This is a genomic window from Leptotrichia sp. SK-5, assembly GCF_055387215.1.
In genome coordinates, this window is record NZ_AP028931.1 from 303,062 (window position 1) to 329,434 (window position 26,373).

Consider the following 26,373-nt stretch of genomic DNA (forward strand, 5'->3'; position numbering starts at 1 on the left):
ATTTTATTATATATTATTTTGTGTTTGAAAGAACTGATTTAGTGAGAATTTTAGATATTTATAAGTTAAAATTTACATAGTTTTAAAATAAAAAATAAAAATAACAGTTTTTAAAATGAAAAACAAAGATTTGTATGCTATACTTCAAAGCTGCATATAATAAAAAAAGAAAGTCTTTTGTAGTAAGATTATTGGGAGGATAGGACAATGTGGGACATTGCCGAAAATGTTGAAGAAAGAAGGGATATTGAGCAAAAAACGTTAAATGGGGTAAAAATAAAAATTATAGGAATAGGGAAAATAGGGAACAATGTAATAAATAAAATGGCAGTAAGAGATGATATAAAAGCTAATTTTATAGCAGTGGATGCTGAAAAAATTAATCTAGATAATTCAAAAGCTGATACAAAAATATTTGTATCTTCGATGATTTCTTATGAAGCCGTAGAGGGTTTAAAAAAACAAATCAAAAAAGACCTAGAAAAGACAGATATGGCATTTATTATAGCTGAAATGGGTGAAAAAACTGGAACACCTGCCTCAGCTATTATTGCAGAAATTGCAAAATCAATGGATGTATTAACTGTTGCTATTGTATCAAAACCCTTTAAATTTGAAGCTCCTAATAAAATAAAACTTGCTAAAAAAGGAAAGAAAAGAAAAGATTAAAACATTTCGCTGATACTGTAATAGTTATTCCATATCAAAAATTAAATGATTTATATGCAAACCTTTCATTGGCAAATATCTATGAAAAAGGAGAAAAAGCCTTTGTAACAATTGTAAAAGGAATATTAGACTTAATAAAAAAACAGGGAATTGTAAATTTGGACTTTGCAGACATTAAATCTATATTGCAAAATTCAGGCAAAACAGTATTAGGTTTTGGAAAAGCAGATGGAGAGGACAGAGCAAAAAAAGCGGTAGAACAGGCATTAAATACCCCACTTTTAGAACGTTCAATAAAAGGTGCAGGAAAAATACTAATGAACATAACCTCAGGAAACGACATACGTCTGGAAGAAATCAGCCAAATTGCTACAGCAGTAGCCATAAGCACCGAAAATCCAGACTTATTTCTCGCATGGGGAACAGTCTTTGAAGAAACTAAATGTAGAAATTCTGAAGATTTTGAGAATAAAGGGAGCTGTGTAAAAGTATATTTGATTGCAACAAATTTTTCCGATTAATAAAAATAATTTAAAAATTTATAAATAAAAAAAGAAAAAACATTGACTAATTAATTAGATATGATATAATTACATTGAAAGAAAAAGTTTAAAAACAGGTGTTGCACTACCTTAAAATGAAGCAACTTTAAATGCAAAGCTACCAATTATGGTAGTTTTTTGTTATTATTGGAAGAAAAGGCAAAATTGTATGAAAAATAGTAAAAAAGTTTAACTGTATTTTGGGAAAATATGTTAAAATATAGAAAATTTTACAATTAAAGGAGAAGAAAAATGGATGGTGTTGGAATAAAAGTTGTTGGAATCGGTACAGTGGGAAATGATGTCTTGAATAAGATGATGAAAAAAGAGATTGCGGAAGTTGGATTTGTGGGAATTGATACAAATCAAGAGAATTTGGATAAACTGAATGTAGAATCAAAAATATTGGCTTCTGAGGATTTAAGTGAAAAGGTGCAGAGTGCATTGAAAAATACTAATTTAGTATTTATTTTGACAGAAATGTCGGAAAAGAAAAATAACGAGATAGCCTGCATTGTTTCAGAAGTTGCCAAAACAATGGGAATACTGACAGTGGTTGTAATTGCTACATCAATTAATTCAAATGGAGAAAATGATGAAATCAAGAAATTAGAAGAAGTTTCTGATACTGTTATAGTTTTGCCTTTTAAAAAATTAATGGAAGCAGATTTAAGTGCAACTTTTGATAAATTATTTGAAAAAAGAGATGAAATTTTTATAAAACATGTAGAATTTATAACAAATCTAATAAAAAAACAAGGGATAGTGAATCTTGATCTTGATGATATTAAAATAATGCTAGAAAATTCAGGAGAAGGTATAACAGTATTTGGTAAAGGGGAAGGACAGGATAAGGTAAAACTTGTTATAGAACAAATAATAAATAGCCCTTTTATAAAAAATCTTCCAAAAGCGAGAAAGATACTGTTAAGCATTACAGCAGGACCAGACATTGGATTAACAGATTTACAGGAAGTAGCTATGATTATAAATGAAAAATTTGGAGCAGATCAAACAAATATGCTATGGGGATACATTATGGATGCTGAGCTTGAAGATAAAATTGAAGTGGAAATGCTGATAACGGATTTCTCCAAATAAATGTATATAATATTAAAATTGAAGTATGTATTATGAAAAAAGTAAATGTGGAAAATTAGAAGTTATAGAGGTAAAAGTGTGATAAGAGAGATTAATATACTAGATGCGAAGGATATACAAGAAATTTGTAAAGATGAGTTAGGATATAATGTTGATATTAAGACTGTCAAGACGCAAATTGAAAAATTATCTATTGATTATGAACATCATATCATCGCAGTATATGAAGATAAAAAAACAAGTAAGGTTGTTGGTTTTGTTCATGCAGAGATGTATGAAAGTTTATATAGTGATATTGGATTAAATATATTAGGATTAGCAGTAAATTCCAATTTTCAAGGTAAGGGTATAGGAAAAAAACTGATGATTTTTGTTGAAGAATATGCTTTAAACAATAATATTAATTTTATTAGATTAAATTCGGCTTCTCATCGTTTAGAAGCACATAAATTTTATGAAAATATTGGTTATACTTGTAATAAAATTCAAAAACGTTTTATAAAAATATTTCGATAAAGAGGTACTAATAATAAAATTTTATAAATGTCAGGAGAAGTAAAAGCAGTAAGCTTATACTTCTTTTTCTTTTTTGATAAAAAATGTGAGAATATACTTAAAACTTTTTAAAATTAAATTGTTGAAATTAGAAAAAATAAAAGTTGAAAAAAAATAGAAAAATTTTCTTTTTTTGGAAAAAATGTGGTATAATTTGATGTATGCTCAAACCTTTTTAAAATTAAATAAACTTAGGGATTGAGTAAATTATGAATTAAAAACATTATAATTATAAATAGAATAGATAAATATATTGGAGAGAAAATTGGAAAAAAGTTTTAAGGATAATTTGCTGACTGCTGATGAAATGAGAAATGAAATAGTGAGATTGCAGAAGGCTGGGAAAAAGGTAGTTTTTACTAATGGAGTTTTTGATATTTTACATGTTGGGCATTTGACTTATCTAGAGGAAGCCAGAAATTTAGGGGATGTTTTGGTTGTCGGTGTAAATAGCGATGTTTCGGTTAAAGTGAACAAGGGAGATAAAAGACCTATAAATAGTGAAACAAATAGAGCTTTTGTGCTTTTGGGTACAAAATTTGTAGACTATACAGTAATTTTTAATGAAAAAACACCAGAAAAACTGCTGGATATTTTAAAGCCAGATATTCACGTAAAAGGTGGAGATTATAAAAAAGAAGACTTGCCAGAAACAAAAGTTGTTGAAAAAAATGGCGGAGAAGTAAAGATTTTATCTTTTGTGGATAATATTTCCACAACGGAAATTATTAATAAAATTATTGAAGTTTATAAAAAATAAAAAATTTTAAAAATTATAGAAGAAATATTTGTTAATGAAATATATTTTTATTTAATACTAAATTTCATTTAAAAATAAAAATAAATTTTTATAATAAGGTTGTTTAATAACTAATTTATAATCATTCAACTAAATTGTTTTTTATTATTTTTTAGATATTTTGATTAATAGGTATTTTTTTCATATTACTATGTTTTTTCTTTTTTATTTTTGTAGGATTGCTCATTGCCGCAAATCCTACAACCTATGGCTAGTCTACGACATTTTCCTGCACTGACAAAAAACTCGCTATGCTCAAACAGTTTTGCCAGCACAGAAAAATGCTCCGACGGATTAGCTAAATTAGACTATATTAAAAAAATGAAAATTATATTTTAATTATTTGAAAATATTAGGTTTATATCCTTTAATTAGAAAAGTTTGTAATAAATTCGTTATTTAAATGGACTTTAGTATAAAAATAGAATTTAATTGAAATTTAGAAGTGAGAAAAATTATGAAAAATAAAATATTAACATTTGATAAGATAGATAAATTAGCAAAAAATTTAGCAGAAAAATTAAGAAATGGAGGCTGTCTAGGACTTATTGGAGATTTGGGAGCGGGGAAGACTACGTTTACTAAGAAGATTTGTGAATGTTACAATGTTACAGAGAATGTGAAGAGTCCGACGTTTACTTATGTTATTGAGTATAGTTCTGGAGATGTACCGGTGTATCATTTTGATGTTTACAGGATTAATGATTCTGAGGAGATTTATGAGATTGGGTTTGAGGATTATATTGGGGAAGATGGGAGTGTTGTGATTATTGAGTGGGCGGACAAGATTTTGGATGAAATGCCTGAGGATGCGGTGTTTGTTGAGATAAATCATTATTCGGATGTGGCTCGTGAAGTTTCTGTTTATACGCTTAAAAATGATAAAAAAATAGATTTTGAAATAGAATAATTTATTTTTAATATTTGGATTTTATACTAAATTGATTACTGGATTAAGTGAAATTAGTTTTTGAGCGGAATATTAATTATTGGATTTGATTTTAAAGAAGTTTTATTGTAAAAGGGAAGAAAATTTAAAAATGGAGAAAAATATGTTGATATTTGCGATAACGACTACAACTAAGCTGGCTGGATTGTCGCTTTATGAGAAAGATAAATTGCTGGGAGAAATACATGTGGAAATGGCAAAAACACATTCTACTACGATTTTGGAGCAGATTGATAGCCTTTTGAAATGGACAGGGAAAAAGCTAGATGAAATTCAAGATGTAATTGTTTCGATAGGACCAGGTTCGTTTACAGGGGTTAGAATAGCAATTTCAGTTGTAAAGGGGCTTTTTTTTGGACGGAATGTGAATTTTTATGAAGTGAATGAGCTGGATGCACTTGGATTTCAAGGGTATTATAATTTGAAAACAAGTTTGGGAAATGATGAAGATGTGAAAATATATTCTATGATTGATTCACGAAAGGAAAAGATTTATTGTGCGGGTTATGAAACTTTAAGTGAAAATAAACTAAAATTGGTAAAAAATTATGAAGTTGCAAAACTGGACAATGTAATTGAGGAAATAATAGAAAATAAGGGAAATAATAAAAAAGTTTATCTAATTGGGGATGCAGTTTTTAATTATAAGGCTAAGATATTGGATAAATTGGGAAATTGTGTAAAAATATTTGAAGATAAGAATTTGACAATTAATACGATGATATTTGTACAGATGTTTTTGGATAAAAATTTGGAAAATGCTGGTGTGGTAAGAAAGACTGATATTTTTAATCTGAAACCAGATTATCTGGAAAAATCACAAGCGGAAAGGGATAAAAAATAATGCTGAAAAATTTTTTTAAATTTGGAAAAAAGAAAAAAGATGAAGACCAGAAGGACACTTTGGAAAATCAGATAGAAAAAGAAATTGAAGAAAGCCAAAGTGAAATAGATAAAATTAAAGCTGAAACTGAAAAGGAAATAAAGGAAACAGCTGAGGAAATCTTAGGAAAAAATGCTAAAAAAACTGAAAATAATGAAAAAAACTTTGAAACTGAAAGAGAAAAAACTGAAAGTGTAGAAATAGAAGAAAAATCAAATGAGAAAACAAAAGGAAAGCCTAAATTAAAACCTTTAAAGGATAGGCTGGCAACTCCTAAAAAAGGTTTTTTTGGAAAACTGAAGGAAATGCTTTTGGGTAAAGCGATAGATGACGATTTGTATGAAGAATTGGAAGAGTTGCTTATTCAGTCAGATATTGGAATGAATATGACAATGCAGCTTGTGGAGGAGCTGGAAAAATCAGTTTCACGAAAAAAACTGAAAACGTCGGAGCAAATTTACGATGAATTAAAGGAATTGCTTAAAGCAAAACTTATTTACAATGATGAAAGCAGCACAAAATTAAAATTACAGGATGGAAAACTAAATATTTTTTTGGTTGTTGGAGTAAATGGTGTTGGAAAGACTACTTCCATTGGTAAAATTGCAAAAAAATTGAAGGATAGCGGGAAAAAGGTTATTATTGGGGCTGGAGATACATTTAGAGCCGCTGCGATTGAGCAAGTTGAGGAATGGGGAAAACGGACTGGAGTGGAAGTTGTAAAGCAGGCACATGGGAGCGATCCTGCCGCTGTAATTTTTGATACAGTAAAAACTGCTAAAAATCGTGGATTTGATGTGGCAATACTGGATACGGCTGGAAGGCTGCACAATAAACGTGATTTGATGAAGGAACTTGAAAAAATAAATAAAATTATACGTGAACAGTCTGGAGAAACGGACTTTGAAACGTTGCTTGTAATTGACAGCACAACTGGGCAGAATGGATTGGAACAGGCTAGAATATTTAATGAAATCGTAGATTTGACAGGAATTATTTTGACAAAATTTGATGGGACAGCAAAAGGAGGGATTATTTTCCCAATTACAGAAGAGCTGAAAAAACCGATTAAATTTATAGGTGTCGGGGAAGGAATCGATGATTTGCGGGAATTTGATACAAAGGAATTTGTTGAAGCTATGTTTGATTAATAAATAAAATAAGAAGGGAGAAAAATTATGAACACATTGGCAAATGAATTAAAAGAAAAAGCAAAAAAACTGAACAAGACAATCATTTTACCTGAAACAAAAGATGAGAGAATTTTGCGGGCAACAGAAAAAATCATTAATGAAGGAATTGCAAAAATAGCGCTGGTCGGAGATGAGAAAAAGTTAAAGGAAAAAGCGGCTGAACTGGGCGTTTCGTTGGAAGGAGCGATTTTCTATAATCCTGATTCGTGTGCAACAATTGACGCTATGTCTGAACTTTTGAGAAAAAGAAGAGAGAAAAAAGGTATGACATTAGAAACTGCAAAAGCAACACTTATGTCAGATCCAAGATATTTTGCGGCAATGCTTGTACATCAAGGAAGAGTTGATGGAATGGTAGCAGGTTCAGCTTCACCAACAGCCCATGTTTTAAGAGCGGCAATTCACATAATTGGACCAAAGGAAGGACTAAAGACAGTATCGAGTTCTTTTATTATGATAACAAATACGCCTGAATTTGGCTACAATGGGACATTTGTATACTCAGATGGTGGGGTAATCCCTGATCCTACGGCTATGCAGCTTGCGGATATCGCTATTTCTGCAGCGGAAAAAGCTAAATTCACTGCTGGAATAAAAGAGCCAAAAGTAGCCTTTTTATCATATTCTACAAAGGGAAGTGCAGATGGAGTGTCTGTAAGCAAAGTTAGGGAAGCTATCGAAATTTTAAAAGTTAGAAATGTTGATTTTGAATTTGATGGGGAATTACAGCTGGATGCTGCGATTATTCCTGAAGTAGCTGCTGCAAAAGCACCTGGATCAAAAGTGGCAGGGCAGGCAAATGTATTGATTTTCCCTGACTTAGATTCAGGAAATATCGGTTATAAATTAACGCAAAGATTGGCTAAGGCAAAAGCATTGGGGCCTTTAATTCAAGGATTGGCACGCCCAGTTCACGATCTTTCAAGAGGATGCAGCGTGGAAGATATTGTGGAAGTCGTGGCAATTACTGCCGTTGAATCAGAAATGTAAAATAAAAATATAAATAAAAAATTTGGAGGGAAAATTATGAAAGTTTTGGTAATAAATTGTGGGAGTTCATCAGCAAAATTTGAACTTATTGACATGACAAATGAGCAATCACTAGCTAAAGGAAATTGTGAAAGAATAGGAATTACAAATCCTATTTTCAGTTACAAAAATTTATTGACTGGGGAAAAAATTGACAAAATGGAAGTTCCTATGGAAAATCACACAATTGCGGTGGAACTAATTTTACAGACATTACAGGATGAAAAAATAGGAGTAATTTCAAGCGTGGATGAAATTGATTCGATAGGGCATAGAATTGTCCATGGCGGAGAATATTATGAAAAATCGGTAATTGTAGATGACGAAGTTATGAAAAATCTTGAAGAAATAGCACCACTTGCACCTTTACATAACCCAGCGCATATAATGGGAATAAAAGTTGTTCAAAAATTGCTTCCAGGTAAAAAGAATGTAGTTGTATTTGACACGGCTTTCCATCAAACAATGCCAGGAAAAGCATATATGTATCCATATCCTTATGAAGACTATACTGATTTGAAAGTTAGAAAATATGGATTTCACGGGACTTCTCACAGATATGTAAGTGAAGTGGCAAGAGAAATGTTAGGAAAAGAAGATTCTAAAATTATAGTTTGCCACCTTGGAAATGGAGCGAGTATTTCAGCAGTTCAGAATGGTAAAGTTGTAGATACATCAATGGGAATGACACCGCTTGCAGGAATTATGATGGGAACAAGAACTGGAGATGCAGATCCTGCCTCTGTTATTTATATAATGAGAAAAAGAGGTCTTTCTTTGGATGAAATGAATACGAGAATGAATAAGCAGTCTGGAATTTTGGGAATATTTGGAGAAAGTTCAGATTTTCGTGATTTAGACACAGCGAGAAGAGAAGGGAACGAAAGAGCTGTCTTGGCTTACGAAATGTTCTGTTACAGAGTACAGCTTTATATCGGAGCTTATGTCGCAGCGATGAACGGAATTGACGCAATCGCATTTACAGGTGGAATAGGGGAAAACTCGGTTGGAGTAAAACAGCATATCTGTGAATCGCTTTCATATTTTGGAATTGAGCTGGATGAAGAAAAAAATGCACAAAGATTACCAGGAAACGTTGAATTGTCAACAAAAGATTCAAAAGTTAAAATTTATAAGATTGAAACAGCAGAAGAACTTGTAATTGCAAGGGATACTTACAGATTAACAAAATAAAAAAATAGCCAGACTTTATAGTTTGGCTTTAAATAATTTTTTAAACTATAAAGAAAAGAGGAAAATAATGGCAACATTAAATATAATTTATTATACAGGTACTGGAAATACTGAAGATATGGCAAAATACATTGGCGAAGGGGCAGAAAACGCTGGAGCCGCTGTAAAACTGATAAATGTGGAAGAAGCTGATGAAAGTGCGGTAAATGCTGATTTTGTAGCATTTGGCTCACCAGCTGGAGGAGCTGAAGAAGTTGCACCTGAAATGGTAGAATTTATTGAAGGAATAAAAGACAAAATTTTTGGAAAAACAGTTGGACTTTTTGGTTCTTATGACTGGGGACAAGGCGGCTGGATGGAAACTTGGCGTGAAGAAATGATTGCTGAAAATCTTTCAGTTGTAAATGACGGATTGATAATTCATTTGTCTGTTGATGATGATGAAAAAATTGAAAAATGTAGAGAATACGGAAGAGCAATTGTTGGATAATATAAAAACATAAAATACTATAACCTTTGAGCAAAAGTTTATAATAATTTTTTGTGAATTATAAATTTGGAGGAAAAATTGGGAAATTTATTAATACAGCTTGCTATAATGGTTTTTGTTGGAACGCTTATAGGATGGTTTACAAATTATCTGGCAATAAAGCTATTATTTAGACCGTATAAGGAAGTAAACTTTCTGTTTTTTAAAATACAAGGATTAATTCCTAAAAATCGGGACAGAATATCAGAAAACCTTGCTGAAACAATTGAAAAGGAGCTTATTTCAGTAGAACATATTACAGCAAAGCTAAAAGACAGTGATGTTATCAATGATGAAGTTTTAAATAAGCTATTGGATAAAATTATAGGAGAAAAGCTTAAAAACAGTGTGTTAGAAAAAAATCCTCTATTAAAAATGTTTTTAAATGATTCATTAATTGAAAAAATAAAATCATATTTTAAAAAGTCGATTTTGGAAAACAAAGAGGAAATAGTGGAAGAAATAATAAAAATAGCAGAAGACAAAATAGACTTCAAAGAAATTATGCTGGAAAAAATGAAAAATTTTTCATTAGAAGAAATGGAAAAAATTATTTTGTCTGTGTCTAAAAATGAATTGAAACATATTGAGATTATTGGTGGGGTATTGGGAGGAATAATTGCATTATTCCAGTTTTTCATAATGTTGCTGTTAAAACAAATATAAAATTAACAGTATTTGGACTTAATAAATGAAAGGAGTAAAAGTGGATATAAAAAATGTAATAGAAGAAAGGAATAACTCTTGGAAAAATAACTTAGAAATACCCAAATGGGTAAAATTAGAAGATGTTTCATTAGATCAATTTTTTACAAAAAAAGAAATCGCTAAACAATATTATGAAAAAATGTTATATTTCTTAAAAAAAGAAAAAATAAATATAAAAGATTGTTTATTTATAGAACCTTCAGCAGGAAGCGGTTCTTTTTTTGAATTGTTACCTAAAAATCAAAGAATTGGATTAGATTTATATCCAATGAATGATAAAATATTGAAGAAGGATTTTTTTGAATGGAAACTTCCTAAAACAAATAAAAAAATAGTTTTTATAGGTAATCCTCCTTTTGGATATAGAGCTTGGTTAGCATTAAATTTTATGAATCATGCTTCAAAATTTGCTGATTATATATTTTTTATATTACCAATGTCATTTCAAAGTGAGGGAAAAGGAAGTCCGAAATACAGAGTAAAAAATATGAAACTAGTATATTCTGAAAATGTTCCAAATGACAGTTTTTATAAACCAGACGGTAGAAAAATTAAAATAAATGCATTGTGGCAATACTGGAGTAAAGGGAAAAATGAAATACCAAATTTTAATATTTTTAAAGAATATATTGATATTTTTACTGTTGATCAACGGAAGGAACGACTATGCGGACAGGAAAAAATGAAACAAGCTGATTACTTTTTACAAAGAACATTTTATAATGAATCTCCAAAATTAGTTAAAAGTTTTTCAGAAGTTAAGTATCTATGTGGATATGGAATGATTTTCAAAAAAAATAAAAACAAAATAAAAAAAATATTATCGTCGATAGACTGGAAAAATTATAGCAACTTAGCAGCACATAATTGTAGACACATAAGTATGTATCATATAAAAAATGCATTAAATGATGGAGGATTAAATGGATAAAAATACTTTATTTGAAAAAGAAATCAAAAAATATAAAAATAATGAAAAATGGGAAAATAGTAGATTTGAAGGTATAAAAACTTTGTCAAATACGCATATTGGAGAGATTGGTCAAAATTATATATATAAATTATGTAAAGATTTAAAATTAAAAGCAGAACCTTCAAAAACTAAAGGTTCATGGGATATAAAAATTGAAGGAATAAAATTTGAAATTAAAACTGCAACTGAAGATACAAATAAGAATTTTCAGTTTAACCATATTAGATACCATAGAGAATATGATGGAGTAATATGTCTTGGAGTAGCACCTAATTTTCTTTATTTTAATATCTGGACTAAAGCTGAGTTATCGACAAAAAAAGCAGGAACATTAGTATCAATGGAAAAGCAAGCAAATGCATCGTATAAATTAACGAAAAAGGCAACTGAATTGCATCCTATTGATTGTTTTGATGATAAAATAAGGCAATTTATTTGTAATTTTGAATAAATATTTTATAAAAATTGTTGAGGAGAAGGAATGAATGAAGAAAGAATATTGGAACCTAAGGAATTAGGGGAGGACAATATTCAAAGAAGTTTACGGCCAAAAACTTTTAAGGAATATATTGGCCAGCAGGATTTAAAAGAAAAAATGAATATATTTATAAAAGCTGCTAAAATGAGAAATGAATCGCTTGATCATATTTTATTGTATGGGCCTCCAGGATTGGGGAAGACTACACTTGCCGGAGTTATTGCCACAGAAATGGGAGTGAACTTGAAGATAACGACAGGGCCTGTACTGGAAAAAGCGGGAGATTTAGCGGCTATTTTGACGTCTTTGGAGGAAAATGATATTTTGTTTATTGACGAGATTCATAGATTGAATACATCAGTAGAGGAAATTTTATATCCTGCAATGGAAGATGGGGAACTGGATATTCTTATTGGAAAAGGGCCGTCTGCAAGAAGTATTCGTGTAGAATTACCACAATTTACATTAATTGGAGCAACTACGAGAGCAGGGCAGTTAAGTACGCCGCTTCGTGACAGATTTGGAGTTACTCATAGGATGGAATATTACCAATTGGAAGACTTGAAGGAAATTATACGAAGAGGGGCAAATATTCTGAATATTTCGTATGATGAAGACGGAATTACAGAAATTGCCAAAAGAAGCAGAGGAACTCCTAGAATAGCAAACAGGCTTTTAAAAAGAGCAAGGGACTTTGCATTGGTGGAAGGTTCGGGTATTTTGGAAAAAGAAAGCGTTGATGGGATTTTGAGGCTTTTGGGAGTAGATGATAACGGACTTGATGAATTAGATAGAAATATTTTGCTTTCAATTATAAATGTGTACAACGGAGGACCTGTTGGAATTGAGACATTGTCACTTTTACTTGGGGAAGACAGACGAACGATAGAGGAAGTTTATGAGCCATATTTGGTAAAAATAGGGTTTATAAAAAGAACGCCACGTGGTAGAGTTGTGACAGAATTTGGATATAAACATTTAGGAATTGAAAAAATATTTAGTAAAAAAGAATAAAATGTGGTAATATTATTTTGAAACAAGACTTATAAAGTTATGATTATTTTTGTACGCTCTAAATCTTTGAAATTTTTATGTAGATAAGAATTGGACATTTTAAAATACGATAGAAAGTAAAAAAAATGAGGTGAAAAACTGTTGTTGACAGTAATAGCGGAAAAAGAAAATATTGATGAAAATAATAGAAAGATTCTGATAAGAGATAAATCAGACTGCAATCATATCCAAAATGTTTATCGTCTAAATATAGACGATGAATTACGGATAATTGATGGTGAATATGAATATTTTACGAAAATTATTGAAATTTCAAAAAAGGAAGTCGCTGTAAGAATATTGGAAAAAAAAGAAGACAGCTACTCTTTAAATGTAAATATTGATGTTGCAATGGGAATTTTGAAAAATGATAAAATGAATTTGGCAATACAGAAACTGACGGAAATTGGTGTAAATAGGATAATTCCTTTAAAGACCGAGCGTGTTGTTGTAAAAATTAATGAAAAAAAAGAAAAATGGGACATAGTTGTAAGAGAAACACTAAAACAGTGCAGAGGAATAAAATTTACTGAAATTACGCCTGTGAAAAAACTTGCAGAAATCGAATATTCTAAATACGATAAAATAATCTTTGCTTATGAAAATAGCGATGAATCAAAATCTTTGCCAGAAATAATAAAAAAAGAAGATAAAAATATTTTATACATAATTGGTCCAGAAGGTGGGATTACCCAAGAGGAAGTTAATTTTTTAAAAGAAAATAAAGCAATAGAAATTAGCCTAGGAAAACGTATTTTACGGGCAGAAACTGCGGCAATTGTGGTGTGTGGCATTATTTCCAATTTTTATATATAATTTTTTATTTCGCTAAAATTGAGAAATAAATTGAAAATTAGTCAAATATATAATATAATATACCTTAGTAGTGGTATAATAATTTTTTATAAATATATCCCAATAAGAGTTCTTACATATATAAAGTTTAAAATAAGAATAGGTTTAATGAATAGAAATAATGTTAAAAAAGAAAGGAAATATAGAGGATGAGTGAAGTAAATAATAATTATGAAAAGGAAGTTCAAGAGATAATTGATATTATGGAGGACAAAAAGGCACAGGATATAAAGGTTTATGATATGAGAGGAAAATCGCCATTTTTTGATTATTCAATTTTATGTACTGGTAGTTCTTCTAGAAATATTGAAGCAATAGCAACTGATATAAAGAAAAGTCTTGAGAATGTGAAAAGTGTGGAAGGACTTGATGAGGCAAACTGGGTTTTAATTGATGCAGGAGACTTAATTGTTAGTGTATTTAGCAAAGATGCTAGAGAATATTATAGATTAGATGATTTTTATAATGGTGTAAATGAAGAAAATACTGAAGAATAGATGATAATCAATGAAGAGGAAATTTATGAGAGAATTAGATAAAGAAGAAAAAAATATACGGTTTATAGTTTTTCTTGTTCTTGTAGCAGTGGTTTTTTTACTGTTAGTAGCAAGATTATTTACATTACAAATATTAAATGCTTCTGAGTATGCAGAACAAGCATTACAAAATAGAATTAGAACGAATGTAATAAAGGCTACACGTGGAGAAATTTACGATAGGGAAGGGAAATTACTTGCTAAAAATGTAACAGGTTATCAAGTAATTCATTTGCATACACATCCACTTGATACAAAAGATGTGGCTTTGTTAAAAGAAGTAAAAAATATGACAGAGCAGCAACTTGACGAAAGACTTTCGGGTGAGCGTAAGGCTGTTGCAAAACGTATAAAAGAAACAATACTGGATATAAATAAAATAAGTCAGATTACAGGTTATCAAGTTGATTATTTGATAGATAGATTTTTTAAACAGCAGAGAATGGGAACAGATAAGAGAATTCTTGTTATTGAAGATTTGGAAAAAGAAGTCGCATTAAAGGCAATTGAAAAAATTGATAATGATAGAATTGATATAGTTGAGTATAATAAACGGAATTATCCTGAAGATGCTCTTGCTTCGCATGTTATCGGATATGTAAAGCCGATTAGCGAGAAAGAATTTAAGGAACTTGAAAAGCAAGGATACAGAAATAGTGATTTAATTGGGAAAAAAGGTGTAGAGCGTTCTTATGACAAGGAAATGAAGGGACAGGATGGTAGAGAAAACGTTGAAGTTGATGCCAAGGGAAATGTTATAAGACAGATGGAAACAACTGAAAGCATTGCTGGGAAAAATATTTATTTATCACTTGATATGGAACTTCAAAAATATATGACAGATGCTTTTATAGGTAAAAGTGGAGCTTTTATTGCAATGGAAGCAAAAACTGGTAAAATTCTTACATTTGTAAGTAATCCTGAGATAAGTTTAAATTTATTAAGTTCGAGAATACCTGATAATCAGTGGAATGACTTGGTAAATTCTAAATCAAAGCCACTTGTAAATAAAGGAGTTGCTGGACTTTATCCACCAGGTTCAACTTTTAAAGCAATAACTGGAATGGGAATTTTGGAATCTGGAATCTCACCTTATGCAACAGTGTATTCAACAGGACAGTATAAATACGGGAATTTAATATTTAGGGATTCTCACAAACATGGAAGTGGATCAACTAACTTTGCAAAATCTGTCGAACAGTCTGTAAATACGTATTATTACGTTTTTTCACAAAAAGCTGGAGTACAAAATATAATAAAATATGCAAAAGAATTTGGAATTGGGTCAAAAACTGGAATTGATATTCCTGGAGAATTGGCAGGAACTTTACCAAGTCCTGAATGGAAGAAAAAAAGATTTAAGAAAAAACAGGATCAGCGTTGGTTACCTGGAGATTTGATAAATATGTCAATAGGGCAAGGGTACGTGCTAACAACTCCTATTCAAATTGCTTCTGCGTATCAAGCTATTGCAAATAATGGAGTTCAGTTAAAGCCTACAGTTGTGGATAGATTTGTAACTTATTCTGGAAAAGTTGAAAATAATGCTCCAAAAGTTGTAAGAAAATTAAATGTTAGTCAAAAAAATCTAAAATTATTACAAAATGCTTTAAGATTACCTGTAAGTGGAGCAGGAGGAACTGCAAAACTATTAAGAATTGGTGGTTATCCAGTGTCTGCAAAAACAGGAACAGCTCAGAATACTGGATTTAGAGATCACCACTCTTGGATTGCGGGATATTTTCCATCAGACAATCCTCAAATTGTATTTGTATCCATTGTAGAAGGTGGAGGATATGGAGGAGTGGCTTCTGGAAATATGGCACTTAAATTTATTTTGAAATATAGAGATAAATATGTGATAAAAAAAGCACAACAGGAAATATTGAAAAAACAAGAAGAAGAAAAGAAAAAACAACAGGAAGCAAATAATAATAAGAATTTAGCAAAAAGATAAAGTATGAAAATAAAAAATATAAAAAAGAAGGAGGTGTTTACTAAATGTCAGAAAAAGAAAAAGCTGAGTTCGGTAATCAAACTTTTAAAAGAAATTTTTCAAAAAAAGAAGATATTAATAAAATAAAATCAGGAATGAAAAGATTTAGAAAAAAAAGTACGAACAGAAGACATTTAGATGAAAAAAATGAAACACGTTATATTCCAAGAGTAAATGACAGGAATAGACACATAGACAGAAAAGTTGATGGAAAAGAAAAAGAAGAGAAAATGTATGTAATCCCACTTGGAGGAATTGAGGAAGTTGGGAAAAATATGACAGCTTTTCAATATAAGGATGAAATTATTGTAGTGGATGCAGGTTTAACTTTTCCTGAGGACGAGCATTTAGGGATAGATGTTATCATTCCAGATTTTTCATATCTGGAATCAAATAGACATAAAATAAAAGGTCTACTTTTGACTCATGGACACGAAGATCACATAGGGGCAATTCCTTATTTTTACCAAAAATTAGGGACAGAAAATATTCCGATGTATGGTGGAAGATTGACACTTGCACTTGCAAAGGCAAAATTTGAGAAAAAAGATGCAAAACTTCCAAAAGAAAAAGTAATTAGCGGTAGAACAATCTTAAAAGTATCAAAATACTTTACAGTAGAATTTATAAGTGTAACACACAGTATTGCAGACTGTTATGCGATTTGTATAAAAACTCCTGCAGCAACGATTTTGCATTCTGGAGATTTTAAAGTAGATTTAACGCCAGTTGATGGAGAAGGATTTGATTTTGGAAGATTGGCTCAATTAGGTGAGGAAGGTGTTGATTTACTGCTTTCAGACAGTACAAATGCACAAGTGCCTGGATTTACACCATCAGAAAGAACAGTTGGGGAAAGTCTGAAAGATGAGTTTGTAAAGGCTAACGGAAGAATTATTTTGGCGGCATTTGCTTCGCATGTGCATAGATTGCAGCAAATTGTAAATATTGCAGAAAAAAATGGAAGAAAAATTGCAATTGACGGAAGAAGCATGGTAAAAATATTTGAAATCTGTTCAAATCTTGGGTATTTGAAGATACCAAAAGATATAATGATTGATATTGATAAAGTTGAAACTTATCCAGCAGATAAAGTACTTATTTTGTGTACAGGAACACAAGGAGAACCACTTGCGGCGCTTTCAAGAATAGCTAATGGCACACACAAATATATCTCATTAAGGGAAGGGGATACGGTTGTAATTTCAGCAACACCTATTCCAGGAAATGAAAAGGCTGCGACTAAAAATATAAATCAGCTTATGAAACGTGAAGCAAACGTTGTATTTGAAAAAGGAATCGGGATACACGTATCAGGCCATGGTTGCCAAGAAGAGCAAAAATTAATGATAAATCTTGTAAAACCTAAGTTCTTTTTGCCTGTACATGGTGAATATGCAATGATAAAAAAACATAAGGAACTGGCAATGGCTGTTGGAGTACCTGAAAAAAATGTTATTTTGTCAGAAAATGGTGCAAAATTAGAATTATCTAAGAGTCAATTTAGAAACGTTGGAAAGGTACCTAGTGGTGCAACATTTATTGATGGATTTGGAATCGGAGATATTGGAAATGCTGTGTTGAAAGATAGACAAAATTTGGCAGATGATGGAATAGTAATCATTTCAATTTCTCAATATAAAAATGGGAAATTTAATAAACAAGTTGAGCTTGTAACACGAGGTTTTGTGTATAATAAAGATGCAGAAAGTTTATTGTCTGAAACAAAAGAACTAGTTAAGATGGAACTTAGCAGTATGGAAAATGAAGGAATGAAAGAGATTGGTAAGATTAAACAGAGAATAAGAGCAAAAATAGGAGAGTTCCTAAATAAGGAAACAGACAGAGAGCCTATTATTTTACCAATTATAATGGAGGTTTAGAATGATACAGCTTTCAAGTAAAGAGAGAGCTTTTTTAAAGAAATTAGCACATAATCTGGATCCAATTGTAAGAATTGGGAAAGATGGAATTGATGAAAATGTATTAAAATCAATTTCTGAAGTTGTGAAAAAAAGAGAATTGATAAAGGTAAAAATCTTGCAAAATTCATCAGTTGAATTTGATAGGGAAATGGCAACTGAAATTGCTCAAAAAACAAAATCAGTATTTGTAGATAAAATAGGAAGTGTATTAATATTTTTCAAGCCTAAAACTACAAAGGATGCAAAAATTACGCCTGAATTTAATGAATTTAGAAAAAGTAAAAAAAATAAAAAGTAAATTTTTTAAGGAAAATAGAGAGGAAAAAGTAAATGAGTGGAGGAATACTGTTTGGAAATAGACTTCTTGATGTTGCGGCGATTTCATGCTTTTCAGCACAGTTTTACAAAGTTTTTTTTCCTGTATTCAAGGGACAGAAACCCCAGTGGGCAAGACTTATCCAGACAGGTGGAATGCCAAGTTCCCACGCCTCAACGGTTGTTTCCCTTGTGACAGGTGTATTTTTACTAAAAGGATTTAGTTCAATTGAATTTGCAATTTCTATGGTATTTGCAGGAATTGTACTATACGATGCAACAGGAGTAAGACAGCAGGCTGGGAAACATGCAAGAGCTTTAAATACATTGGTACAAGCTATTGAACATCATGAAGGCATAGAAATAATTAATGAAAAATTTAAAGAGCTTCTTGGACATACACCAGTAGAAGTATTTTGGGGAAGTATTCTTGGAATTGTTATAGGACTTTTATTCAAAGGATATATATTAGGGTAAAAAAATTTTGGAATAAATCGCAGTTATATTGGCTGTGATTTTTTCTTTTTCTTTTCACTTAAAAATTTGAAAAATGCCTTAAAATGTGGTAAAATGAATAAGTTTATAAATTATTTTTTATAAATATGATTTTAGTAATAAAAAATAAATAGAAAAATAAGGGATATGATTTATTATAAGTTATCTTTTATTTATAAAAAACTGGAAAGAGAAAAAGATGAAAAAAAGACTGGATTTAATCCTAGTAGAACGAGAGTTTTTTGAAACAAGAGAAAAAGCTAAACGTGAAATAATGGTTGGAAACGTTATTGTAAATGAGCAAGTTGTAACAAAAGCTGGAACAATGTTTAAGGACAATAATGATCTTAATATTCGTATTAAAGACAAATTAAAATATGTTAGCCGTGGTGGTCTAAAGCTGGAAAAAGCAATAAAGACTTGGGATTTGAATTTTAAAGATAAATTGGTACTTGATATTGGAGCATCTACTGGCGGATTTACAGATTGTGCATTGCAAAATGGAGCAAAATGTGTATACAGTGTTGATGTTGGAAAAAATCAGCTTGATTGGAAACTTAGAAATGATGAAAGAGTTGTATCAATTGAGGAAATGCACATAAAGGATTTGAAGGAAAAGGATATTGGGGATGAAAAAGTTAATTACATTGTAATTGATGTTTCTTTTATTTCTTTAACAAAAGTTATTCCATATTTTGAAAAATTCCTTGCAAAAAATGCAAAAATTGTCATGTTAGTTAAGCCACAATTTGAAGTTGGAAGAGAAAAGATTGGTAAAAATGGTGTTGTAGAAAATGAAGAATATCATGATGAAGCCATAAAAAAAATAATTTCTTTTTCAAAGGAATGTGGATATGAAGTGATTGGTGTAGAAGATTCACCAATAAAAGGAGCAAAAGGTAATAAGGAATTTTTAATGTTGCTAACATTTTCATAAAAACAAATAGTTCAAATTTCTAAAAAAATAAAACTAAATTAATTTTGAAGTTTGGTAGTATAATTTTAATTTTTATATTTAGTTTTAAAACAGTTTTATCATAACAAAATATTTAAAAGAGTTAATTTAAATATAATAGCTAATTGTAAAGTCTGTTTTTGAAAAATGGCAATTACAAATTAATTAAATAGTAATGTTAATCTAGATTTTAGATTTTTACATTTAGTTATTTTAAGTATATTTAGGAGGAAAAATGAAAAGAAACAAAATTGTACAGGCAGTATTGGGATTAGTATTAGTGGGTATGCCTTTATTTGCGGCAACTACTATAATAAAAACATCAAGAAATGACAAAAATACAAGTGCTGGATATTCCAAAGATGCAACAGAATTAAACAGAATTGTGGATGTAATAAATATTATTGAAAATAATTATGTTGGAAAGGAAGAAACTCCAAGTAAAAAGGAACTTTATGAAGGAGCAGTGGCAGGAGTTGTAAGCAGACTTAAAGATCCTTATTCAGAATATTTGACTAAAGCTGATTTAGCAGATTTTTCTGAGGATATGGAAGGTGAATATGTTGGAGTTGGAATGAGTATCAGTAAGAAAAAAGGAGAATCTCTTGAAGTTATTTCACCATTTATCGGAAGTCCAGCTGAAAAAGTAGGAATAAAAATAAAAGATAGAATTATAAAAGTTGATGGAAAAGATATTTTGCCACTTACAGCAAATGAAACTGTAAAACTTCTGAAAGGTAAGGAAGGAACTAAAGTCGATGTAGAAGTAGTTAGGGAAGGCAAAAAGGAGCCAATGAAATTTACATTGACAAGAGCGAAAATTAAACTGGAAATGGTTGAAAGCAAAATGCTTGAAAATAACATTGGTTACGTAAGTCTTTTAAGATTTGGAAATCACGTTGGAGCAGAAGTTGAAAAAGCAATTAAGGATTTACAAGCTAAAGGAATGAAAGGATTAATATTAGATTTACGTTCTAATCCAGGAGGTTCATTACAGGAAGCACAAGATATTTCTTCACTTTTTGTAAAAGAAGATTTAATCGTTTACTTAAAGTATAAAAATGGACAACAGAGAAATTATAACAGAACTTCAAAAAATCTAGGTAATTTCCCATTAATCGTATTGACAAATAAAGCAAGTGCAAGTGCTTCTGAAATTGTTACAGGTGCAATTAAAGATTACAAACGTGGTACAATCATTGGAGAAAAAACATTTGGAAAAGGAATCGTTCAGCAAGTTATACCTTTGAGAACAGAAGATGCCATAAAACTTACCATTGCTCAATACTTTACACCAAAAGGGAACTACATTCATGAAAAGGGAATTGAGCCTGATATAGAAGTAAAAATGGAAGAACTGCTTGCATTAAAAGGATATGCAAATGATAGTGAACAAGCTAGAAAAAATAGAGAAAAAGAAATAGAAGATATTATTATAAAAGATAAAGGTAAAGAAGAAGCCGCTAAAATTATTTCAGCTGGAGATGTTCAACTAAAAAGAGCAATTGAAGAAATGAATAAAAAAATAAGTGGAACAGGAAAAAGAAAATAACCGTTATCAAAATTAATAAAAGAAATTAAAATTAGGAGAAATATATGTTTTATGTTGTTGGTACGCCAATTGGAAATTTAGAAGACATAACTTTTAGAGCAATAAAAGTTTTGAAGGAAGTTGATTATATTTTTGCAGAAGATACAAGAGTCACTAAAAAACTTCTTTCTCATTATGAAATCGAAAAAACGGTGTATCAATACCATGAACATAATAAACTTCATCAAATTACGAATATTATTAATCTTTTAAAAGATGAAAAAAAAATTGCGCTTGTAACAGATGCTGGAACACCGTGTATTTCAGATCCTGGCTTTGAACTAGTAAATGAAATTTTAAAAGCTGAAATAAAAGTCGTTGGAATACCAGGAGCTTCATCAATTGTTACAGGTGCAAGTATTTCAGGGCTGGATATGCGAAGAATGGCATACGAAGGCTTTTTACCAAAGAAAAAAGGTAGACAGACACTTTTCAATAAATTAAAGGAAGAAGAACGAACAATTGTAATTTTAGAATCTCCCAACAGAATTTTAAAAACTTTAAAAGATATAAAAGAATATCTCGGAGAACGTTACGTTGTAATTACAAGAGAACTTACCAAAATTTATGAAGAAATAATCCGTGGAAATGTTTCTGAAATTATAGAAAAGTTAGAAGAAAAGCGAATTAAGGGAGAAATTGTTTTATTTATAAGGGCAATAAATGATGATGGTATTTATTTAAAAAATTAATAAAAATATATTTTTTTATGTTTTGTTGTTAATAAATATTTTTTCTATAATTTATATGTTTTTTCTTTTTTATAAAGCAAAGGGGAACAGTCGCCATCCCCTTTGCAAACCCGGCTTGTCTAAGAATTTTTTTGAAATAAAACTGAAACTCGCTTTTTAATAAAAGTTATTATAAATTCTTAAACCAATTATAATTTAAAAGTTTAGAAAAAGCTCAAACAATCAATTTTATTCCAAAAAAATCACGACGTTTCAAATTTGTTTATAATAATCGTTTTAATTAAAATAAAAATATTAAACAAATTAAACATAGGTTATATGATATATTACGACGAATTTATTAAAAATTTTTTTAATTAAAAGACAAAACTTAATATTTTTCAATAATTAAAACATAATTTTCACTTTTTAAACAGAATCTAGTATAAATTAATCTGTCGGAGCATTTTTCTGTGCTGGCAAAATTGTCTGAGCATAGCGAGTTTTTTGTCCGTACAGAAAAATATCGTAGACTAGCCATAGGTTATTGCGTAGCAATCTTGCCACAATTTTAATTATTAGGATAAATCTTTACTGCAAGATGAGGTTTTGCGGCAATGAGCAATCCTGTGAAAATAAAAAAGAAAAAACATAGTAATATAATAAAATATTTATTAATCAAAATATCCAAAAAACAATAAAAAATAATTTAATTGAATAATTATAAATTAACCTTCAAACAACCCTATTATAAAATTTATTCCTATTTTTAAATCCAGTTTAGTATTAGTTGAATGAATATAAAAAAGGTTAATAATATTGAGTTTTTATCTTTAATTTTAAAATTAACCTTAATTTTAGGATTAAAAATAAAAATTTAGAGAGAAAATGGAGAGAATGAAAGAATGAATATAAACTGGTATCCGGGGCATATGAAAAAAACAAAGGATTTAATTGTCGAAAATCTCAAAATAATTGATATTGTGATTGAGATTTTGGATGCAAGAATTCCGATTTCTAGTAAAAATCCAGATATTTCAAAGCTGGCAAACAATAAGAAAAAGATTATTGTACTGAATAAGGTTGATTTAATTGACAATAAGGAATTGAAGGTTTGGGAAGATTATTTTCTGGAAAATAATTTTTCTGATTATTTTGTAGCTTTGAGTGTGGAAAAAGGGACTAATTTTAATGAACTGCGAAAAATTACAGATAAGATTTATGCAGAAAAATTGGAAAAAATGAAAAAAAAAGGGCTTCGTAAAACTGAAGTAAGAGGCATGATTGTTGGGATTCCTAATGTTGGGAAGTCTAAATTTATTAATAAATTTGTGAATAAAAATAAGGCAAGAGTTGGAAATACACCAGGATTTACACGTGGAAAGCAATGGATAAAAATTGATGAAAAATTAGAACTGCTAGATACGCCAGGAGTTTTATGGCCAAAGTTTGAAGATGATGAAGTAGCGTATAATTTAGCAATCACTGGCTCAATAAAGGATAATGTATTGCAGTTAGAACAAGTTGCTATGAAATTTTTAGATAAATTAAAGGATTTGGGAAAAATTCAAAATCTAGTAAAAGTGTATAATCTGGAAGAATATACAACTGATGAGGAAATTTTTGCAATGGAAAATCATAAGATACTGGAAATTTTGGAAAAGAGATTAGGAGTATCTAAAAATGATGAACATAACTATGAGATTATTTCGAGAAGATTATTGAGAGATTATAGAATGAGAAAAATTGGAAAATTCTTTTTAGAAATTCCTAAAAATTAGAATAAGATCATGAAAATTATCAAAGGGAAGAAATAGAATTTGAAAGAGGGTTTTGCTATAGAAGGAGAAGTGTAAAATGAGAATAGGAATATTTACAGATACATACAGACCTCAGGTAAATGGGGTTGTGAGTTCGATTATGACGCTTGAAAAGGAGCTTAGAAAGTTGGGGCATAAGGTGTATATTATTACTACAACTGATCCTGATGCACCTCAAGTCGAGCCAAATGTTTTACGAATACCAAGTATGGAATTTAAGCCGTTGCCTCAGTATCGGCTAGGAATGATATATTCTTCAAAAATAATAAAAAAAATAAAAAGACTGGAGTTAGATATTATTCATTCCCAGACAGAATGGGGTGTAGGGACATTTTCAAGATTTGCTGCGGTTAATTTGGAAATACCGCTTGTTCATACATACCATACACTATATGAATATTACACACATTATATTTTTGGTTCAAGATTTGTTTCGGCTGGTAAAAAGATTGCGGCTGCGATTAGTAAGTTTTATTGTGAAAAATGTAATGCTCTAATTGTACCTACACGAAAAGTTGAAGATATTTTGTATTCTTATGGCGTTGATCAGACAATGAATATTATTCCAACTGGACTGGAACTTGATAAGTTTTACCGTGGAAATTATTCTGATGAAGATTTGGAATTTATGAGAGAAAATTTTGGAATAGAGAAAAGTGATTTTCTTTGTGTTTATATTGGTCGGATTGCCGAAGAGAAAAGTATTGATTTGTTAATTGATATGTTTTCTAAAATTAAGGATGAAAACTTTAAGTTTATGATTGTTGGGCGTGGGAGAATTTTGGATGACTTGAAGAAACAAGCTGAAGATCTTGGTATTTCAGATAGAGTTATTTTTACTGGGGAAGTTCCGCATGACAAAGTTGCAGCTTATTATCAGATGGGAGATGTATTTCTAAATGCAAGTATATCGGAAACACAAGGGCTTACATTTGTAGAAGCAATGGCTGCTAAAACTCCTGTTGTGGCAAGATATGACTTGAATCTGGAAGACTTGCTTGTAAAAAATGAGGCGGGGCTTGTTTACAAAACTGAGGAAGAATTTATTAATTCTATAATGCTTTTAAAAGAAGATAAAGAATTTAGAGAAAAAATTATTGAAAATGCTTTTGCCGCTTCACAGGGTTATACAGCACAAAAATTTGGTGAAAGAGTGGAAGAAGTTTATAAAAAAACAATAGAGGAGTATGATAGTCGTGAAAGTTTTACTATATTCAGAGGGGAAAAGTTCCTTCAGCAAATCCGGCGTTGGACAAGCCTTAAATCATCAGGTAGAAGCCCTTGGAGCAAATAATATTGAAGTTACGCAGGATACTGAAGATGATTATGATTTGGTACATATAAATACTGTTGCGTTAAAATCTTATGAAGTGTTGAAACAGGCAAAGAAAAAAGGGAAACCTGTAATTTATCACACACATACAACTTATGAAGATTTTCGTGGAAGTATAAAAGGAAGTTATGTTTTATCGCCAATTATAAAATTCTGGACAAAGAAATTATACAATGAAGCAGATTATTTAATTTCTCCATCAGAATACACTAAGAACTTGATAAAATCAAAATATTTGGAAAAGGACAAAGAAATTAGGGTAATTTCAAACGGTGTAAACATAAATAAATTTAATAAAAATGAAGTTTTAAAAGAAAAATTTTTAAATGAATACAAATCAGTGTATGACATAAATAAACCCTTAATTATAACAGCTGGACTGCCTTTTGAGAGAAAAGGGATAAAAGATTTTGTAAAAGTGGCACAGGAATGCAGCGATTATCAATTTCTTTGGTTTGGATCGTCAAGCGTAAAATCAATGCTTCCTGACAAAATACAGAAAATTATTGAAAATCCTCCAAAAAATTTAATTTTTCCAGGATATGTGGATAAAGATATTTTAATTGGAGCATTTAGCGCTGCAAAAGCCTTTTTATTTATGACTTATGAAGAAAATGAAGGAATTGTGGTGCTGGAATCACTTTCCGCTAAATTACCATTAGTAGTAAGGGATATTCCTGTTTATAATGATTGGCTGGAAGATGGAAAAAATTGTTTTAAGGCTAGAAATAATAAGGAATTTTGCCAAAAAATAAGATATATTGTGGAAAACAATGTGGAAAATTTGGATGAAATTACAGAAACTGGTTATAATATTGCAAAAGAACGCGATTTACTAAATGTGGGGGAAAAATATAAGGAATATTACGAATACATATTAAATCAAAAAATAAATAACTTTTCGTAAAAAGAAAAGCAAATAATTTCAATAAATTAATAAGAGAAAACCATCGATATAAAATTAAAAATGGTTTTCTCTTTGATATATACTCGAACCCATTTAAAATAGAAATGTTAAAAATTTAAAAATCTAGGGTTTGAGTAAAATAGTCATAACTTTTGAGTTTAGTTTTAAGGCAGTTTTACTATACATTTCAATTTCTATTTAATCATTTCTACTTATTAGATATTTAAAAAACAACTATTAATCTTCTTCTACATAGCGATAATAAAAATCAATTTTTTATATTTATTTTTTATACAATAATTTTATAAATACCTTGAAA

The 26,373-nt window shown here is 29.9% G+C and carries 28 protein-coding genes; 27 read left to right on the forward strand and 1 reads right to left on the reverse strand.

All coding sequences use genetic code 11. The annotated features are described in order from the left end of the window. Positions 1 to 207: 207 nt before the first annotated feature. The 5 genes from ACZ5B9_RS01515 to rfaE2 all read left to right on the forward strand — a co-directional run bounded on the left by ACZ5B9_RS01515 (position 208) and on the right by rfaE2 (position 3,627). Positions 208 to 669 (forward strand): hypothetical protein, encoded by a 462-nt coding sequence (locus ACZ5B9_RS01515; RefSeq protein WP_464423071.1) that lies wholly within the window; start codon positions 208 to 210, stop codon positions 667 to 669. Between the two features lie 68 nt (positions 670 to 737). After that, complete coding sequence (locus ACZ5B9_RS01520) at positions 738 to 1,190, forward strand: FtsZ/tubulin family protein (protein ID WP_464423072.1); 453 nt, start codon at positions 738 to 740, stop codon at positions 1,188 to 1,190. Between the two features lie 273 nt (positions 1,191 to 1,463). Continuing rightward, entirely contained in the window at positions 1,464 to 2,312 is an 849-nt protein-coding gene (locus ACZ5B9_RS01525; protein ID WP_464423073.1) for an FtsZ/tubulin family protein, read from the forward strand. Positions 2,313 to 2,357: 45 nt separating this feature from the next. Further along, positions 2,358 to 2,828: a GNAT family N-acetyltransferase gene (locus tag ACZ5B9_RS01530; protein ID WP_464423074.1), complete on the forward strand. Its 471-nt coding sequence runs from the start codon at positions 2,358 to 2,360 to the stop codon at positions 2,826 to 2,828. Between the two features lie 346 nt (positions 2,829 to 3,174). Beyond that, positions 3,175 to 3,627 (forward strand): D-glycero-beta-D-manno-heptose 1-phosphate adenylyltransferase, encoded by a 453-nt coding sequence (gene rfaE2, locus ACZ5B9_RS01535; RefSeq protein ID WP_464423898.1) that lies wholly within the window; start codon positions 3,175 to 3,177, stop codon positions 3,625 to 3,627. 188 nt (positions 3,628 to 3,815) lie between these two features. On the opposite strand, the gene ACZ5B9_RS01540 is transcribed toward rfaE2, so the two are convergent. Beyond that, positions 3,816 to 3,941: a hypothetical protein gene (locus tag ACZ5B9_RS01540; RefSeq protein WP_464423075.1), complete on the reverse strand. Its 126-nt coding sequence runs from the start codon at positions 3,939 to 3,941 to the stop codon at positions 3,816 to 3,818. 182 nt (positions 3,942 to 4,123) lie between these two features. Between ACZ5B9_RS01540 and tsaE the strand changes: the two genes are divergently transcribed. From tsaE to ACZ5B9_RS01650, 22 genes are all read left to right on the forward strand, one after another. After that, positions 4,124 to 4,576 carry a tRNA (adenosine(37)-N6)-threonylcarbamoyltransferase complex ATPase subunit type 1 TsaE gene (gene tsaE, locus ACZ5B9_RS01545; RefSeq protein ID WP_464423076.1) on the forward strand — a complete coding sequence of 151 codons (453 nt, stop codon included), beginning with the start codon at positions 4,124 to 4,126 and terminating at the stop codon, positions 4,574 to 4,576. A 130-nt stretch (positions 4,577 to 4,706) separates the two neighbouring features. Then, positions 4,707 to 5,459, forward strand: a complete 753-nt coding sequence (gene tsaB / locus ACZ5B9_RS01550) for a tRNA (adenosine(37)-N6)-threonylcarbamoyltransferase complex dimerization subunit type 1 TsaB (RefSeq protein ID WP_464423077.1) — start codon at positions 4,707 to 4,709, stop codon at positions 5,457 to 5,459. Beyond that, entirely contained in the window at positions 5,459 to 6,649 is a 1,191-nt protein-coding gene (gene ftsY, locus ACZ5B9_RS01555) for a signal recognition particle-docking protein FtsY (protein ID WP_464423078.1), read from the forward strand. Before tsaB ends, ftsY begins: the two co-directional genes overlap by 1 nt. Before the next feature lie 27 nt (positions 6,650 to 6,676). Further along, a complete protein-coding gene (pta, locus tag ACZ5B9_RS01560; protein WP_464423079.1) occupies positions 6,677 to 7,681 on the forward strand; it encodes a phosphate acetyltransferase in 1,005 nt (334 codons plus the stop codon). Positions 7,682 to 7,717: 36 nt separating this feature from the next. Beyond that, on the forward strand, positions 7,718 to 8,914 hold the full coding sequence (locus tag ACZ5B9_RS01565; RefSeq protein WP_464423080.1) for an acetate/propionate family kinase: 1,197 nt from the start codon (positions 7,718 to 7,720) through the stop codon (positions 8,912 to 8,914). 67 nt (positions 8,915 to 8,981) lie between these two features. Continuing rightward, positions 8,982 to 9,404 (forward strand): flavodoxin domain-containing protein, encoded by a 423-nt coding sequence (locus ACZ5B9_RS01570; RefSeq protein ID WP_464423081.1) that lies wholly within the window; start codon positions 8,982 to 8,984, stop codon positions 9,402 to 9,404. Between the two features lie 78 nt (positions 9,405 to 9,482). After that, positions 9,483 to 10,109 (forward strand): DUF445 domain-containing protein, encoded by a 627-nt coding sequence (locus ACZ5B9_RS01575; RefSeq protein WP_464423082.1) that lies wholly within the window; start codon positions 9,483 to 9,485, stop codon positions 10,107 to 10,109. A 40-nt stretch (positions 10,110 to 10,149) separates the two neighbouring features. Further along, positions 10,150 to 11,082, forward strand: coding sequence for a hypothetical protein (locus tag ACZ5B9_RS01580; RefSeq protein ID WP_464423083.1), 933 nt, complete (start codon positions 10,150 to 10,152; stop codon positions 11,080 to 11,082). Beyond that, positions 11,075 to 11,575: a hypothetical protein gene (locus tag ACZ5B9_RS01585; protein WP_464423084.1), complete on the forward strand. Its 501-nt coding sequence runs from the start codon at positions 11,075 to 11,077 to the stop codon at positions 11,573 to 11,575. Before ACZ5B9_RS01580 ends, ACZ5B9_RS01585 begins: the two co-directional genes overlap by 8 nt. A 30-nt stretch (positions 11,576 to 11,605) precedes the next feature. Further along, positions 11,606 to 12,616 carry a Holliday junction branch migration DNA helicase RuvB gene (ruvB, locus tag ACZ5B9_RS01590; protein ID WP_464423085.1) on the forward strand — a complete coding sequence of 337 codons (1,011 nt, stop codon included), beginning with the start codon at positions 11,606 to 11,608 and terminating at the stop codon, positions 12,614 to 12,616. A gap of 141 nt (positions 12,617 to 12,757) precedes the next feature. Then, positions 12,758 to 13,471 carry an RsmE family RNA methyltransferase gene (locus ACZ5B9_RS01595; protein WP_464423086.1) on the forward strand — a complete coding sequence of 238 codons (714 nt, stop codon included), beginning with the start codon at positions 12,758 to 12,760 and terminating at the stop codon, positions 13,469 to 13,471. 188 nt (positions 13,472 to 13,659) lie between these two features. Further along, on the forward strand, positions 13,660 to 14,007 hold the full coding sequence (gene rsfS / locus ACZ5B9_RS01600) for a ribosome silencing factor (protein WP_464423087.1): 348 nt from the start codon (positions 13,660 to 13,662) through the stop codon (positions 14,005 to 14,007). Between the two features lie 25 nt (positions 14,008 to 14,032). After that, entirely contained in the window at positions 14,033 to 16,003 is a 1,971-nt protein-coding gene (gene mrdA / locus ACZ5B9_RS01605; protein ID WP_464423088.1) for a penicillin-binding protein 2, read from the forward strand. Positions 16,004 to 16,047: 44 nt separating this feature from the next. Then, positions 16,048 to 17,925 (forward strand): ribonuclease J, encoded by a 1,878-nt coding sequence (locus ACZ5B9_RS01610; RefSeq protein WP_464423089.1) that lies wholly within the window; start codon positions 16,048 to 16,050, stop codon positions 17,923 to 17,925. A 1-nt stretch (position 17,926) separates the two neighbouring features. After that, positions 17,927 to 18,265 (forward strand): ribosome assembly RNA-binding protein YhbY, encoded by a 339-nt coding sequence (yhbY, locus tag ACZ5B9_RS01615; protein WP_026745188.1) that lies wholly within the window; start codon positions 17,927 to 17,929, stop codon positions 18,263 to 18,265. 32 nt (positions 18,266 to 18,297) lie between these two features. After that, positions 18,298 to 18,759 carry a divergent PAP2 family protein gene (locus tag ACZ5B9_RS01620; RefSeq protein WP_021768768.1) on the forward strand — a complete coding sequence of 154 codons (462 nt, stop codon included), beginning with the start codon at positions 18,298 to 18,300 and terminating at the stop codon, positions 18,757 to 18,759. A gap of 217 nt (positions 18,760 to 18,976) precedes the next feature. Then, positions 18,977 to 19,714, forward strand: a complete 738-nt coding sequence (locus ACZ5B9_RS01625; protein ID WP_464423090.1) for a TlyA family RNA methyltransferase — start codon at positions 18,977 to 18,979, stop codon at positions 19,712 to 19,714. A 253-nt stretch (positions 19,715 to 19,967) separates the two neighbouring features. Next, entirely contained in the window at positions 19,968 to 21,284 is a 1,317-nt protein-coding gene (locus tag ACZ5B9_RS01630) for a S41 family peptidase (RefSeq protein ID WP_464423091.1), read from the forward strand. 44 nt (positions 21,285 to 21,328) lie between these two features. Continuing rightward, positions 21,329 to 22,015: a 16S rRNA (cytidine(1402)-2'-O)-methyltransferase gene (gene rsmI / locus ACZ5B9_RS01635; RefSeq protein ID WP_464423092.1), complete on the forward strand. Its 687-nt coding sequence runs from the start codon at positions 21,329 to 21,331 to the stop codon at positions 22,013 to 22,015. Positions 22,016 to 22,899: 884 nt separating this feature from the next. Next, on the forward strand, positions 22,900 to 23,775 hold the full coding sequence (gene ylqF, locus ACZ5B9_RS01640; RefSeq protein WP_464423093.1) for a ribosome biogenesis GTPase YlqF: 876 nt from the start codon (positions 22,900 to 22,902) through the stop codon (positions 23,773 to 23,775). Between the two features lie 76 nt (positions 23,776 to 23,851). Beyond that, complete coding sequence (locus ACZ5B9_RS01645) at positions 23,852 to 25,108, forward strand: glycosyltransferase family 4 protein (protein WP_464423094.1); 1,257 nt, start codon at positions 23,852 to 23,854, stop codon at positions 25,106 to 25,108. Next, entirely contained in the window at positions 25,002 to 26,054 is a 1,053-nt protein-coding gene (locus ACZ5B9_RS01650; RefSeq protein WP_464423095.1) for a glycosyltransferase family 4 protein, read from the forward strand. Before ACZ5B9_RS01645 ends, ACZ5B9_RS01650 begins: the two co-directional genes overlap by 107 nt. The last annotated feature ends 319 nt before the right edge of the window (positions 26,055 to 26,373 follow it).